The 13,830-nt window shown below is 43.1% G+C and carries 15 protein-coding genes; 11 read left to right on the top strand and 4 right to left on the bottom strand.

The features are described from left to right. The first annotated feature begins 39 nt into the window (after nt 1-39). The 11 genes from nirD to FKX85_RS09215 all read left to right on the top strand — a co-directional run bounded on the left by nirD (nt 40) and on the right by FKX85_RS09215 (nt 11,358). A complete protein-coding gene (gene nirD, locus FKX85_RS09265; protein ID WP_141614455.1) occupies nt 40-417 on the top strand; it encodes a nitrite reductase small subunit NirD in 378 nt (125 codons plus the stop codon). Nucleotides 418-1,512: 1,095 nt separating this feature from the next. Next, complete coding sequence (locus tag FKX85_RS09260; RefSeq protein ID WP_141614454.1) at nt 1,513-3,402, top strand: DUF4153 domain-containing protein; 1,890 nt, start codon at nt 1,513-1,515, stop codon at nt 3,400-3,402. Nucleotides 3,403-3,466: 64 nt separating this feature from the next. After that, nucleotides 3,467-5,281 carry a sensor histidine kinase gene (locus FKX85_RS09255; protein ID WP_168196240.1) on the top strand — a complete coding sequence of 605 codons (1,815 nt, stop codon included), beginning with the start codon at nt 3,467-3,469 and terminating at the stop codon, nt 5,279-5,281. A gap of 20 nt (nt 5,282-5,301) precedes the next feature. Next, nucleotides 5,302-5,982, top strand: coding sequence for a response regulator transcription factor (locus FKX85_RS09250; protein ID WP_141614453.1), 681 nt, complete (start codon nt 5,302-5,304; stop codon nt 5,980-5,982). Between the two features lie 271 nt (nt 5,983-6,253). Then, the gene (locus FKX85_RS09245; RefSeq protein WP_141614452.1) at nt 6,254-6,493 is read left to right on the top strand and encodes a MoaD/ThiS family protein; all 240 of its coding nucleotides are present in this window, start codon (nt 6,254-6,256) and stop codon (nt 6,491-6,493) included. A 9-nt stretch (nt 6,494-6,502) separates the two neighbouring features. Then, nucleotides 6,503-6,919, top strand: a complete 417-nt coding sequence (locus FKX85_RS09240) for a molybdenum cofactor biosynthesis protein MoaE (protein ID WP_141614451.1) — start codon at nt 6,503-6,505, stop codon at nt 6,917-6,919. A gap of 10 nt (nt 6,920-6,929) precedes the next feature. Then, nucleotides 6,930-7,907, top strand: coding sequence for a GTP 3',8-cyclase MoaA (gene moaA, locus FKX85_RS09235; protein ID WP_141614450.1), 978 nt, complete (start codon nt 6,930-6,932; stop codon nt 7,905-7,907). Continuing rightward, complete coding sequence (gene moaC / locus FKX85_RS09230; RefSeq protein ID WP_141614449.1) at nt 7,904-8,380, top strand: cyclic pyranopterin monophosphate synthase MoaC; 477 nt, start codon at nt 7,904-7,906, stop codon at nt 8,378-8,380. Before moaA ends, moaC begins: the two co-directional genes overlap by 4 nt. After that, nucleotides 8,364-8,960, top strand: coding sequence for an NTP transferase domain-containing protein (locus FKX85_RS09225; protein WP_141614448.1), 597 nt, complete (start codon nt 8,364-8,366; stop codon nt 8,958-8,960). The genes moaC and FKX85_RS09225 overlap by 17 nt, the downstream gene beginning before the upstream one ends. Then, nucleotides 8,960-10,042 (top strand): HesA/MoeB/ThiF family protein, encoded by a 1,083-nt coding sequence (locus FKX85_RS09220; protein WP_141614447.1) that lies wholly within the window; start codon nt 8,960-8,962, stop codon nt 10,040-10,042. Before FKX85_RS09225 ends, FKX85_RS09220 begins: the two co-directional genes overlap by 1 nt. A 128-nt stretch (nt 10,043-10,170) precedes the next feature. Continuing rightward, nucleotides 10,171-11,358: a molybdopterin molybdotransferase MoeA gene (locus tag FKX85_RS09215; RefSeq protein ID WP_141614446.1), complete on the top strand. Its 1,188-nt coding sequence runs from the start codon at nt 10,171-10,173 to the stop codon at nt 11,356-11,358. Between the two features lie 181 nt (nt 11,359-11,539). On the opposite strand, the gene FKX85_RS21900 is transcribed toward FKX85_RS09215, so the two are convergent. From FKX85_RS21900 to FKX85_RS09195, 4 genes are all read right to left on the bottom strand, one after another. Further along, on the bottom strand, nt 11,540-11,818 hold the full coding sequence (locus FKX85_RS21900; protein WP_394345013.1) for a HepT-like ribonuclease domain-containing protein: 279 nt from the start codon (nt 11,816-11,818) through the stop codon (nt 11,540-11,542). 84 nt (nt 11,819-11,902) lie between these two features. After that, the gene (locus FKX85_RS09205) at nt 11,903-12,265 is read right to left on the bottom strand and encodes a cupin domain-containing protein (RefSeq protein WP_141614445.1); all 363 of its coding nucleotides are present in this window, start codon (nt 12,263-12,265) and stop codon (nt 11,903-11,905) included. A gap of 113 nt (nt 12,266-12,378) precedes the next feature. Continuing rightward, nucleotides 12,379-13,116, bottom strand: a complete 738-nt coding sequence (locus tag FKX85_RS09200; protein ID WP_229239811.1) for a helix-turn-helix domain-containing protein — start codon at nt 13,114-13,116, stop codon at nt 12,379-12,381. A gap of 244 nt (nt 13,117-13,360) precedes the next feature. Beyond that, nucleotides 13,361-13,603, bottom strand: a complete 243-nt coding sequence (locus tag FKX85_RS09195; RefSeq protein WP_141614443.1) for a hypothetical protein — start codon at nt 13,601-13,603, stop codon at nt 13,361-13,363. Nucleotides 13,604-13,830: the final 227 nt, after the last annotated feature.

Genomic DNA, 13,830 nt, shown 5'->3' with positions numbered 1-13,830 from the left:
ATTGTCAATGCCACCAATCTACCATAAATACAAGAAGTTATGTTACCTGAATTGGAAAAATACAAAACCACTGATACCACCAAGGTCACCACTTGGTTCAAGGCGGCTCCTGTGAGTGCATTTCCAGAAAACGGAGGTGCCTGTGTGAAATACAAAGACCTCCAGATTGCCATCTTTAACTTCTCCAGGAGAAATGAATGGTATGCCTGCCAGAACCTTTGTCCCCACAAAATGCAGATGATCCTTAGCCGTGGCATGATCGGATCCGCAGAAGGAGAGCCTAAGGTAGCTTGCCCATTCCATAAAAAGAGCTTTTCCCTCAAAACCGGCAAAAATATCAATGGAGACACCTGTGACATAGCGACCTACCCCGTCAAAGTTGAAGGGGACTTCGTTTACATAGGCTTTGAAGAATAAGGTGCGAAGTCAGAAGGTTTAGGTGATGAAAAGTTGAAAGGAAGGTTATGGAATAAATCATTCCGTCAACTCGACATCCAATACAACAATTAGTAGTAGACCTATTTTCGTTTTACTAAAGCAGGGTTTGGTTGATGGACCCTGCTTTTTTATTGACCAGCAGGGATCTGTTTGATCCACAATGGATCAAACGAAAAAGTTGGGAGGGGATTAGGGTTGGTTTCGACAGCACGCAGATGGTGCAGATCAATAAGATTTGCGCTAATTTTTCTATGTTGGAGCACGCACTCCTATTGCTAAATTAAATAGAAATATGCTTGCCAAAACCACCTGGAAATCCCTCACCCCTCAGAAATATTGCTTGGTCATCCACAATTGCAATTGGAACAACAACGTGACTATTCTCTTATTTGCCAGTAATTAAAGTCTCCTCGTTCTTGTACCAGAGATTATATAAAAAATTGGTTCTATATGGTTTACTGTGTGCAAATATTTTTGTTTGCTTGTTAAATTCCAGCATGATTTTCACCTCATCACTTTTGTTCCTTTTTTTCTTCAGGTCAAAAAAGGAACAAAAAAATTACATTTTTCAAGCCCCATTTAACAGAGAAATCGCTTTTAGATGAGAGAGAAATTGCATATCCCACTAGCTACGCCATTCCAATCTAACCATGGCTTTGTCCCCGATACCGGGGCAGGCTATTCCGATCCCGATACATCGGGAAGGAATCTCTTACTTAAATTTGAGCCCCTCCTCATGTCGGAACGACAACGAATTAGAAATTACTGGAGTCCGAGAAAACAATCGTCAAATTGAAAAAAATCAACTGTTTTCACCCCTAAATCCCCTAGAGGGGACTTTCTAAAGCTCCCCTTTTGGGGATGGGGGCATTTTAGGGATTGGAATAAACACCATCAAATTTCTATTTATAAGACAGTTTTTGATCATATTTGAAATTTAGTCGGACGCCAGAAATTAGAAATTGTGATTTATACAACATTTCTTTTAAAAGCGATTGCCCTGACCCATTCAACATTTTTACTGTTTTTATCATATTTTCGTCTATATTGTGTAGCTGATTTATCCACTAATATATGATTGACTTCCCCTCGTTAAGTTATCTGAATACCCATGCCCTGAGAGTCGCCAAGCGATTTCCGCTGTCCCTTTTTTCGGCAATTGTGGCAGCTTCCGTGGGGAATTACCTCGTAGAAAGCGAAAAATGGCTCGACAATGCCTTCCCCTTTATCAATCTGATGCTTACTGCTGCGTTGGGCATTTCCTTGTTTTTTTGTATTGGCATCTTTAACGAAAAGAAAAAGTTGCCGAAGCCTTTTGCATACATCAACCACGTTCTGGGCATTATTTTCTTGGGATTGGTCTACTTCTCTCTCCCGGGTGGCAACAGTACAGAAAGCACCGCAATGCCCTATTACCGATATGCTATTTTCAGCGTCTGCATCCATCTGATGGTCTCCTTCTCTCCCTATCTGAAGAACATCCACACCTTGGCATTCTGGAATTATAATAAAACCTTATTTCTGCGGTTTTTGACATCCTTGCTGTTTTCCTCGGTGCTGTATATAGGGATTGTACTAGCGATGGCTGCACTGCACTTACTTTTTGAGGTAAATTTTGACCCCAAAATATACCTGCAACTCTTCATATTGATCATTGGGGTTTTCAATACTTGGTTCTTTTTGGCCGGCATCCCCGCAGAACTCAGCCAGATCGACCAAGCAGTAAATTATCCCAAAGGCTTAAAGATTTTCAGTCAGTATATTCTCTTGGGTCTTTTAGTGCTTTACCTTCTGATTCTTTATGGATACAGCATCAAGATCCTCATGGCCTGGGACTGGCCAAAAGGCGTCGTTTCCTACCTTATCATCGGAGTAGCAACTTGGGGTATTTTGACCGTTTTACTACTATACCCCTATCGGGACAATGAAAAGGAACACTGGATAGGTCGCTTTTCGCGTCTTTATTACTTTATTTTGCTTCCCTTAGTGGTCATGCTGTTTATCGCTATCTGGATCCGTATCGAGGATTATGGAATCACGATCAACAGGTACCTCATTGTACTGCTTGGCGTGTGGCTTACCGTGACTTGTGTTTATTTTTTACTTGGCTTCAAAAGCATCAAATTCATTCCGCTGTCATTAGCATGCATGCTTCTATTTTCATCTTTTGGGCCTTGGGGGATATTTTCAGTCAGTGAAAGGAGCCAGTATAGAAGATTAAAGGCACTTTTGCGAGACAATCATTTGCTGGAAGAGGAACATGCCTCACAGGAAATCATTTGGGACCAATCCTATTTTCCCGAATTAAGGGCAAAGCAAGAAACCCCGCTAATCAAACCTATCGAGGATGACCAGGTCAAAGAGATTTACTCGATCACCCGATACCTCCAAGATCACCACGGCCTGGAAGGAATGCAAATGTGGTTTGAGCAGGATTTGGACCATATTCTGCGGGCCATCAATAAAGACAAGTCAACATGGAGCAAAACCACCGCGGCTGCATTGTACCTGGAAACGTTGGGGATACCTGAAAACCCCAATACTATCTCCGGCACACTTATCACACTCGAGGCTGATAACAACACACACCAAGCCGTAAACACTCGAGGATATGATTATTTTACTCCCCTCCACATTTATAATCAGGACACCAGTTCTTTTCAGGCAGGCTATTCCAATTTCAGCATCCACCTCAATGCCAAAAAAAATGGACTTTCCCTTTCAAATACCCAACGTCGCACCGATATAAATCTCAGCAGTTTGGTACTGTCCCTTTATCATAAGACCGACTCCCTGTCAAGCCATTCTATCCACAACGCCTCAGACATGACCTATACCACTGATAAAGAAGGCTTAAAAATCAAACTTGAACTCAAATCCATCAGGTTTTCCACTAAAAACGATTCATCCATAACACTCGATTACTTAGACGGAAATTTATTATTAAGAGACTCCATACCCTAAAGAAAGTAAGCTTTACTTATATTTTTAAGTGTATTTACGTACTTTGCCGTTGAATATCGGAAGTATGAAAAACCCTCATTTAGCGGAAAGGCCCAAATTCGAAAAATTAGTAAGGTACTACTTAATAGCGTTGTGCGCTATCGCTACGAGTATTATCCTCAGTCAGATTTTAGTACAGAAATTCATCAGTGAACAAAAAAACGACTCCAGGGTGGTCAATCTCTCCGGAAGGCAGCGTATGCTCAGTCAGCAAATCAGTAAATACGTCCTATTACTTGGAGACAGTTTAAGCAGCACAAAAAAATACGAATACCTTACCGGCCTCCAGTCATCCCTGAAAGAATGGAAAGAAGTTCATAAGGGCCTGCAATATGGAAATAGCTCACTCGGCATAAAAGGCAACAACAGCAGAACAATCCGTGAGCTGTTTGAAGGTATCGAAAAAGACCATGCCATCATGGTCAATTCAGCACAACAAATCATCGACAAACTCGAGCTGGATCCCTCCCTTCCCGCGGACAGCCTTGGCCAAGACATCAACACCGTAATCCATCATGAACAAGCCTTTCTAAACGGGATGGACAGCATTGTCTTCCAATATGACGACGAAGCCAAAGACAAGGTCACCAACCTACAAAGCATCGAAATATTCCTATTGATCCTATCTCTTGGGGTGATTTCATTTGAGATTTTCTTCATATTTATCCCATCAGCCAAGACCATCAGAAAGACCTTCAAAAAACTGCTTCTATCCGAACAAAAAGCCCATAAGATGACCTTGGAGATTAGTTCTCTCTACAGTTCTTTGGAACAGGCCTATCAGGACTTATTGGAAGTAGACGTCGCCGTGGAAGATTACACCGTATTTGCGAAGAGTAAACCAACAGGAGACTTCTTTTACTTTTCGGATAAATTCTCCAGCGTCATGGAATTTGATGAAGTTCCAAAAAACATCTTCAAATGGCTGCAAGACCAGGGCTATGACTCACGGTACCTTGACAACATCCGCATGATGACACTTTCTGGCAAAACATGGTCAGGAGACATCAAAGTCGTCAATGACATGGGGGATTTTGTCTGGATCAAGATCAACATCATCCCCACCATGGGCGATGATGGGGAGGTGGAAACCCTCATGGTCGTCGCCACTGATGAAACTGAAAAAAAAGAAGCGGAAGCCATTTCCCAGGAAATCAACAAAGAGCGGATCGAGAAAAAAGTCAAGGAACAGCAATTCCGGTCTGCACTGATCCTGGAAGGTCAGGAAGAAGAACGCAAGCGAATTTCCCGTGACATGCATGACGGCATCGGCCAATTGCTTTCTGCCATGAAATTCAACTTGGAAGGCATTCACTCGGTAAAGTCTGATTATGAACGTGAAAAGTTAAAGACCTCCAAAGACCTCCTGAAAAATGTCATCAAGGAAGTCAGAAGAATCTCCTTTAACCTCACCCCTAGTGCCCTGTCCGATTATGGCATCGTACCTGTGCTCAACAAGTTTTGCCGAGAAATCACTAAACTTTCGGACTTACAGGTGACCTTCGAAAACCAGACCGGTTTCCTAAGCCGACTGGAGGGGAAGGTAGAAAACAACCTGTACAGAATTTGCCAAGAGGCCGTAAATAACGCGATCAAATACGCGGAAGCCAGTGAGGTAAAGATCATACTTTCTCACAATTCCCAGTTTTTGAATGTGGACATTTCCGATGATGGCAAGGGCTTTGAGATGGACAAACTGGAAGTGAAAGGACACTTATCAGCGTCTGGACACGGCTTGTTCAATATCCGGGAAAGAGCTAATTTTATCAATGGACAATGCACGATCTCATCCCAAATTGGAAAAGGGACCACGATCAGCATCAATGTCCCCCTAGACTAATTGAGTAAAACATACGTAGAATGGAAAAGATTAAAGTAGTATTGGCTGATGACCATATGGTGGTAAGAAGTGGCATCAAAAATCTCCTGGAAAACGAAGGTGAAGTAGAAGTGATTGGCGAAGCTTCCAACGGAGAAGAGGCACTGGAAAAAGTAAAGGAAGCAAAACCTGACATCTTGATCATCGATATTCGCATGCCGGTCATGAATGGGCTGGACGCGACCAGAAAGTTGACCAGCGCTCAGCAAGCCACCAAATCCCTCATTCTTTCTATGCATGACGATGAAGATTACATCCTCCAATCCATCGAATGCGGTGCCGCTGGCTATTTGCTGAAAGACACCAGCAAAGACGAATTTATGAAAGCAATCCGAACAATACACCAAGGTGGGCAGTACTTTAGTGGTGATATTAGTCAAGTATTGGTGAAAAGCTACTTAAATGTAAGGGATAACAAAACCAGTAAAAGTATCACTCCCGCCAATGATTATGACATCACCAAACGGGAAAAGCAGATCTTAAAAATGATCTCCGATGGTACCAGTAATAAAGAAATTGCCGAGCAGCTAGGCAAAAGCATCCGTACCATCGAAACCCATCGCTTCAACATCATGAAAAAGCTGAAAGTAAATAACGTGGTAGAGCTTCTCAAAAAACTGGAAGACGAGCCTGGGCTAAAACAGCATATTGGAAACATCTAAGCACAAGGAGGCTGCCTTCTAAAGCCAATAAAGAACCTAGCCGCCTGCTCCAATTAAGAGTGGAAGCAAACCCTTTGTAATGCTTCCTGCTTCTTTTCCTAAATTCGCAACTTGCTTAAAGCTTTGCTTAAAAAAATTATAACTACGTAAAATTACGTATTTCTAGTTTTCTTTCGTACCTTGCAGGTAACATTGGCGGCAAGTATTATGAATTCTGTCCGTGTATTAACATCCAAATCACCATCTGATTGAGGCAAAACCAATAAAGCACATGAAAATTCACACATTCGGCGCAGCAAAGGACATCACAGGATCTGCCATGATCGATTTTCCAGTGGAAGAAACATTTGTAAAAGTAAAGGACCTCAAATCCCTACTTTTCCAAAAATACCCAGACCTGGTCAACCTCCCTTCGCTGGCAATATCAGTGAACCTATTTTATGCCAGTGAAGAAACAATGGTAAACAAACACGACGAAGTTGCGTTGATACCACCAGTAAGCGGAGGATAAAAGTCAACTATGGAAAGGCTCATCTCAATAGAAACAGACATCAACATCAACGAAGCATATCAGCACTTGGTACATCCGAAAAGTGGTGGCATCTGCACGTTCATTGGCACGGTACGGGACTTGAACAACCAGAAGGACGTGAGCCATCTTTTTTTTGAAGCTTATGAAAAAATGGCGTTATTGAAAATGGAAGAACTGGCTCAGGAAGCTGGTCAAAAATGGCCCCTCCACAAAGTAGTCATAATCCACGCCATTGGCGAAAAAAAGATCACTGACCCCGTGGTGTTTATCGGCACCTCATCAGCCCATCGCGATGCGGCCTTTTCAGCTTCCAGACATCTGATAGACCGGCTAAAAGAGGTCGTTCCCATCTGGAAAAAAGAAACTTACCAGGACCACAGCTCCTGGATCAATGCACATCCCTAAATCATCCCATATGCTTACTGACAATCACGGAAGAAAAATCAACTACCTGAGGCTAGCCGTCACAGACAATTGTAACTTACGCTGTCAGTACTGCATGCCAGAAGAAGGCGTGCAATTTGCTCATAAAAATGAACTGCTCAGTTGGGAAGAGCTGCTGCTGCTATCGCAGTCCTTTGTGGAAATGGGCGTGGATAAAATCCGTATCACGGGCGGTGAGCCATTTGTCCGTAAAGGGCTGATGGATTTTTTGGATAAGCTGGCCATGCTAGATGGGCTTCAGGAAATTTCCATTACCACCAATGCCACCTTGATCGGCCCCCACATCCCTCGTCTCAAAAACCTTGGCATAACCAAAATCAACATCAGTTTTGACAGCCTTGACAAAGCTCGTTTTAATGAGATTACCCGAAGAGACCAATATGATATTGTCATGGCCAATGTCCAGCAAATGATCGATGAGGGCTTTGATGTAAAACTCAACTGTGTGGTCATGGACGGTAAAAATACCGAAGACATCATTCCTTTTGTAAAATACGTACAACATCACTCCCTTTCCGTTCGTTTTCTGGAAGAAATGCCCTTTAATGGTCAATCCAGCGGCCCTACTTCCCTAAAGTGGGATTATATAGCGATCCTGGAACATATCAAGGCTCATTTTGGGCCAATCCAAAAGCTTCCCGCTCCTCCAAGCTCCACTTCCCTAAACTATCAGCTTAAGGGCAGCAAAGGGACATTTGGTGTAATCCCCTCTTACTCCAGAACATTCTGTGGCACTTGTAACCGGGTAAGGGTTACGGCCAAAGGTGAAATGCAAACATGCCTCTATGCCACCGAGACCATTGACCTGAGAGCACTTATACGCGAAAGCGATCATATAAATGGCCTGAAGTTTAGCATTTATACTGCCATGCAAGCGCGGTTTAAAGACGGATTTGAGGCCGAAAACCAATCCGAAACAAAAAAATCAATGACACTAATCGGAGGATGAAAGACTCAAAACTCTCCCATGTCGACAGTGATGGAAATGCCAAAATGGTAGATGTTTCCGAAAAATCCGTCACCAAACGAACGGCCACTGCCCAATCGATCGTTGTTTTTCCAGAAGCGGTATTTGATCGCCTCTCCAAAGATAACTTTCTGGGCAAAAAGGGCAGTATCATACAAACAGCCATCATCGCCGGCACCATGGCCGCCAAGAAAACTTCGGACTTGATTCCACTTTGCCATCCATTGGCCTTGAACAAAATCCAGCTGGACATTACCCCGGGTAATAAGCAACTGGAGATCACGGCCACGGTAAAATGTGAAGGAAAAACCGGCGTGGAAATGGAGGCCCTGACCGCTGCCAGCGTGGCGGCACTTACCATATATGATATGTGCAAGGCACTTACCCACGACATCAGTATTACGGAAACCAAATTAATGGCCAAAGAAGGAGGAAAAAATGCATTCAACAGATAACTTGTACGGACTTGTTTTGGCAGGCGGCAAAAGCAGCCGAATGGGACAGGACAAGGGAGAGCTTCAATATTATCACACCAATCACCGGTCCTATCTTTACCATACCCTAAGGGAATTGTGCCCAAAAACTTTTATCAGTTGTAGGGCTGACCAGGAGAACATCATCAATTCAGGGCTAAATCACATCGTAGATGAAGACCAATTTAAAGGCCCACTCAACGGGATTTTATCCGCTCACCACCAACATCCAAATAAAGCATGGCTAGTGGTCGCAGTGGACCTTCCCCATATCCATGAAGAAAGCCTCAGGGCACTGGTAAGACAACGACAGCCTCAAAAAAATGCCACAGTCTATGCCACTCACGAGTCAAAACTCCCTGAACCACTTATCGGCATCTGGGAACCAAAAGGCCTGATCGAAGCCAAGAAGTTTATGAATGAGTCAGGAAAAAGCTGCCCCAGAAAATTCCTCATGAATTCAGACGTACACCTAATTTATCCTGAAAATGACCTGGAACTGTTCAATGCCAATTTCCCGGAGGATTATGAAATGGCCAAATCACGAATAGGAGAAAATTAATGAACGAAATACGCTATCAGAAGCAAATCCGGCTAAAAAGTTTTGGAAAGAAATCCCAAGAAAAACTCGCCGCATCCAGTGTGCTGATCATCGGTGCAGGCGGACTGGGAACTCCCGTGGCCCAATACCTCAACGGGGTCGGCGTGGGAACGCTAGCCATCATGGATCAAGACACTGTGGCCGAAAGTAACCTGGCACGGCAAACACTGTTCACCCCTGATGATGTGGGCAAACACAAAACCGATGTGCTTATACAGCACTTACGGAGACAGAATCCATCTACACGCTTTATCAATATCCGTGAATTTTTGACACCCGAAAATGCTTTGCAGGAATTGGCTGACTATGATTTGATCGTAGATGCGTCAGACAATTTTGGCACGCGCTATTTAGTAAACGACGCCTGTGTCATCCTAGACAAACCATTCATTTATGGTGCCCTACACGATTTTGAAGGCCAGGTAAGTGTCATGAATTATCAAAATGGCCCGACTTATCGTTGTTTGTTTCCGGAGGCAGGAGATACTTCGGCCGTTTTGAATTGTGATGAAAATGGTGTTCTGGGCATCCTTCCTGCCCTTATTGGCACCTACCAGGCATTGGAAGCCGTCAAGGTTTTGACTGGAATCGGAGAACCGCTGAGCGGTAAATTACTGATCATAGATACCTTGGCCCAAACTCACCTTAAAGTCGGGTTGTCCACGGTTCCCGAAAACCAATCCATCACAACACTCAACAGCAGCTATGGTCAGCCCATGTGCAGCACCGATACAGCTGTTACCAGCTTAACCTGCGAGGAGTTTTGGACAAAACGGGAAACGGACAGGCAGTCACAAGTCATCGACGTGAGGAATGAAGGGGAATTTGATAGTGGCCACCTTGAAAATGCACTGAACATCCCATTGGCCCAGCTAACAGAAAGGCACCAAGAAATCAACGAAAAGGCGCCCGTTATTTTGATCTGTCAATCCGGCATGAGAAGTCTTCAAGCCGCTCAATTGCTCCAATCACTGCACCCTGAACAAATCATTTACAACTTAGAAGGAGGCATGAATGCTTTAGAAGCTGAAGGCTGGGAATAACCTCCTTAGGCACACACTCTAGGAATAATAATAGTCTCGTAAAGTTAGTCTGGATTTGCATTCCAGACCAAAAATAAAGGAAGCGGAGATTTGCAAGCCCATTTCATCCAAAACACCAAATTTATCCCATGATCACCATCACCGAAGCACTAAAGTCAGTCCTCAGCCAACGGCAATCCTACGGCACAGAAGAAATAAAGCTTTCCGAGGCAACCGGTCGGTTTTTGGCAGAAGATATTTTTACTGACCGAGATGCCCCTCCTTTTGACCGTATAATGATGGATGGCATCGCCATTCAGCTGGGAGATATAGACAATTCCTTCAAGCCCTCCTATCCCATCCAGGGGATCCAGGCAGCTGGAACTCCCCGGATGACCCTGCAAACTCCGAAACATTGCCTGGAAGTAATGACTGGAGCGATTCTTCCTGTTGGTGCGGACACGATCATTCCATATGAAGAAATAGAAATCAAGGATGGAAATGCCCATCCCCGGTTAGGGAAAGCTGCCAAACGCTTCATTCACTACCGTGGTAGCGATTCCAAAAAAGGGCAAAAAATTATTTCGAAAGGAAAATTGATCACCGCTGCCGACATCGGCATACTGGCTACTGTAGGAAAAGCAAATGTGTCCGTTTCAAAACTTCCTTCTGTGGCCATTATTTCCACTGGCGACGAACTCGTGGAAGTGGACCAAACGCCCCTGCCCCACCAGATCCGAAAATCGAATATTTACACACTTTGGTCCAGTCTGGCCATGGAAGGCATCCAGGCTAAAATGCATCACATCAACGACAATAAAGAAGCCTTAAGGAAAAAGCTCACCACCTTGATCAACGATTTTGATGTATTGCTTTTGAGTGGAGGAGTTTCCAAAGGAAAATTTGACCATATTCCGGATGTACTGGACGAGTTAGGAGTACACAAACTCTTTCATCGCGTCGCCCAGCGTCCGGGAAAGCCTTTTTGGTTTGGGCATCACCCAGAAAAAGACACTAAAGTCTTTGCCTATCCCGGCAATCCGGTTTCTACTTATGTCAACCACCTTTTTTATTTCCAACAATGGCTACATGCCTCATTGGGAACTCCATTGATATTGGAAATAAAAGAACTGGGTAATGATATCCCTGGCAACCCAAGCCTCTCCCGGTTTGTCTCGGTACAGCTGGATCCTGAAACGGGCAAGGCAATCCCCTTCAGCCACAACGGCTCCGGTGATTTGTTCAGTCTGACAAAGACGGATGGATTTCTGCTTCTTCCCCAAAGGGACGGTGATTTCATGGCTGGTGAACAGTTGGCGTTTTTGGGCGTAAAATAGTGTTTAAATTAACATCAGTTCGGGGTATCAATGACAGAAAAACGAAAACGCTTGTCATTCTGAGTAAAGCGAAGAATCTTTTTACGTTCACTTAATAGACTCCTTCCCGATGTATCGGGGACAAAATCGTCGTCAAATAGTCTGTTTCCCCCCGAACTCAGATTAAATTAACACAACAAACCTAATCATTTTCTTCGCTTAATATCTTTTCAATTTGAGCTTTGTTTTCTGGAAGAGAATGGATAGCAATGTGCCAAATAATCTCATAGTCTATTCCAAAATACTCATGTGAAACCTTGTTTCTAAGTAAATACATTTCGTGCCAAGGGACACCTGGATATTTGCCTTTGATTTCCTCGGAAACATTCTTTGCAGCTTCACCAATAATTTCAAAATTTCTAATAACTGCATCAACAGTTTTATGGGCTCTCCTAAATTTTTCGAAGGTTAATCCGACAATGTACCTGCTATTCTTGACATGGATTGATCAATTCCGACTTATGAGACAGCCACTACTTGGCTAATCCAGATCGATCAGTTTTTCTTAGTGATTATCTTCTGAAAGCAAAACGATTTCTTCAGGCACAGACAAAAAAAGCACGCACCCACTTTTGGAGTTTACACCATGTTCTCCCTTCGGTGGTGTGTATAAATAATCTCCCCGGCCCAAGGTCTCCCCGTAAATCTCACAACTGCCCTGCAGCACCAAGATCTCCTCTCCGGCAGGATGACTGTGATAGGGGTAAGAAGCACCTTTCTCGAATTTTAACAAGATCGCTTTTGAGCGGTTGGTGGCACGATCAAAATACAGTGATTTAACTGATACCCCTTGGTAATGTACTCCATGCTCGATTAATGGTTTCCATTCCAGGTTTTCGCTGCTTGTGATGTAATCTTTGATATTCATTTTCCCTAAGTTTATGGATTAATAATCTGTTTATTGTTAAGGTTTGGATATAACAAAGATGAGGCTCAGCGAGCGTCTAAAAAATGGAAAATCCTGAGGTTTTGATGTAGATTTCAGTTCTTAAATTTGCTCTGAAACTCAGAAGGTGACATTTCGGTGTGGTGTTTGAAAAATTTGGAAAAATAGTACTGATCCTGAAATCCCAGCATAAAGGCCACTTCCTTGATGCTTTTATCCTGATATTGAAGGATGCGTTTAGCTTCGGAAATCACCAATCCGTAAATGACATTTTGGGCCGTTTTTCCTGCGTGCAGTTTGGCCAGTTCATTTAATTTCCTTTCGGTAGTCTGCAACCGAAGGGCTATTTCTTTTAGCGTAAAATTTTGCTCAAAGTTATTTCGCACAACCTCCAGAAACCTCAGAAAAAGTGCTTCCGGTTTCCAAATCTCCCCTCCGTTGGCCATTTTCGATCGATTTACTTCAAACAACAACAATTCAATACGGGAATGAACAGATTCGAGATATTGAAAAGGTTGCTCTTTGAGTTCAACTTCGATTTTACGAAGTTCTTGCTCAATTTCCGAAGGGTTGTTGATAGAGATCAACTCATTATAATCAAAATGGCAGAAAAGACTGTTCTGAAAGATCAGCTCAATATCTTTCTCGGTCTTGCAAATGTAATCAAGCGTAAAATCAAGCATATAACCTTTTGCTTCGCCGATCCTTCTGAAACAGTGGTATTGTCCCGAGGTGATGGTAAGAACTTGATTCTTCCTGAGCACAAGCTCTTTATGATCTACTGAAATGGATACTTCCCCTTCGCTGCACCACAAAAAGAAATATTTTTTCACCCTCTTGGGGTTAAAATCTGATATCGATTCAATTTTTTGAACGTTAACCATGCAAATTCCGTCAGGTCTTATGTCATTTCATTACCGCTGTACTTCCATGAACATATCCTTCCAGTTCAGGCCTCCACTCGTCTTCTTTGGTCATAGCTGCACAAATCTTTTCATGGAAATAGACCTGATACCATAATTCCTGGGGAAGTTCACTTACCTCCTTATAAAGCTGTCCAGAGTGGACCAGCAATTTTCAGATAAACGCTTCATTTGGCTCTCTGTGATGGTGGGTAATCTGCCTTAGGATCACAGGAGAAACATTCATATCCTTTGCAAAACTGAGTCTTTTGTCATAAACCGCATCTAAATATATTTCCAAAAACGCTGAGAAACAATTTTGCTTGTCAAGGTGGCATTTAGAAAGGAAATCTTGTATTTTCAATTTCAGCTGAATCAACTTGGCACGTTTGATCTGGGCAACAGAAACTTTCTTCATGCGATTTAACCGTACCTTCAACAGTGCTTAAGCACCTTTTTTACGATCTCTGCTTGATCTATATCTTGAATCCACTCCATATTCGGGGTCCTTCTTATCAGTCATGATCATATAAATTTACTTGCGTCAGACTAAATTTCAAATATGATCAAGAACTGTCTTTAAATAGAAATTTGAGGTTTTTTATTCCAATCCCTAAAATAACCCCTAAATCCTCTAAAGGGGAC

Source organism: Echinicola soli (assembly GCF_006575665.1).
Taxonomy (GTDB): Bacteria; Bacteroidota; Bacteroidia; order Cytophagales; family Cyclobacteriaceae; genus Echinicola; species Echinicola soli.
The sequence above is the reverse complement of the archived record's forward strand: the minus strand, read 5'-3'. Positions and strand labels throughout refer to the sequence as shown.

Excerpts from the sequence above, each read along its gene's own strand:
- nirD (WP_141614455.1), top strand. The coding sequence starts at position 40 with ATGTTACCTGAATTGGAAAAATACAAAACCACTGATACCACCAAGGTC.
- FKX85_RS09260 (WP_141614454.1), top strand. The coding sequence starts at position 1,513 with ATGATTGACTTCCCCTCGTTAAGTTATCTGAATACCCATGCCCTGAGA.
- FKX85_RS09255 (WP_168196240.1), top strand. The coding sequence starts at position 3,467 with ATGAAAAACCCTCATTTAGCGGAAAGGCCCAAATTCGAAAAATTAGTA.
- FKX85_RS09250 (WP_141614453.1), top strand. The coding sequence starts at position 5,302 with ATGGAAAAGATTAAAGTAGTATTGGCTGATGACCATATGGTGGTAAGA.
- FKX85_RS09245 (WP_141614452.1), top strand. The coding sequence starts at position 6,254 with ATGAAAATTCACACATTCGGCGCAGCAAAGGACATCACAGGATCTGCC.
- FKX85_RS09240 (WP_141614451.1), top strand. The coding sequence starts at position 6,503 with ATGGAAAGGCTCATCTCAATAGAAACAGACATCAACATCAACGAAGCA.
- moaA (WP_141614450.1), top strand. The coding sequence starts at position 6,930 with ATGCTTACTGACAATCACGGAAGAAAAATCAACTACCTGAGGCTAGCC.
- moaC (WP_141614449.1), top strand. The coding sequence starts at position 7,904 with ATGAAAGACTCAAAACTCTCCCATGTCGACAGTGATGGAAATGCCAAA.
- FKX85_RS09225 (WP_141614448.1), top strand. The coding sequence starts at position 8,364 with ATGCATTCAACAGATAACTTGTACGGACTTGTTTTGGCAGGCGGCAAA.
- FKX85_RS09220 (WP_141614447.1), top strand. The coding sequence starts at position 8,960 with ATGAACGAAATACGCTATCAGAAGCAAATCCGGCTAAAAAGTTTTGGA.
- FKX85_RS09215 (WP_141614446.1), top strand. The coding sequence starts at position 10,171 with ATGATCACCATCACCGAAGCACTAAAGTCAGTCCTCAGCCAACGGCAA.
- FKX85_RS09205 (WP_141614445.1), bottom strand. The coding sequence starts at position 12,265 with ATGAATATCAAAGATTACATCACAAGCAGCGAAAACCTGGAATGGAAA.
- FKX85_RS09195 (WP_141614443.1), bottom strand. The coding sequence starts at position 13,603 with ATGAAGAAAGTTTCTGTTGCCCAGATCAAACGTGCCAAGTTGATTCAG.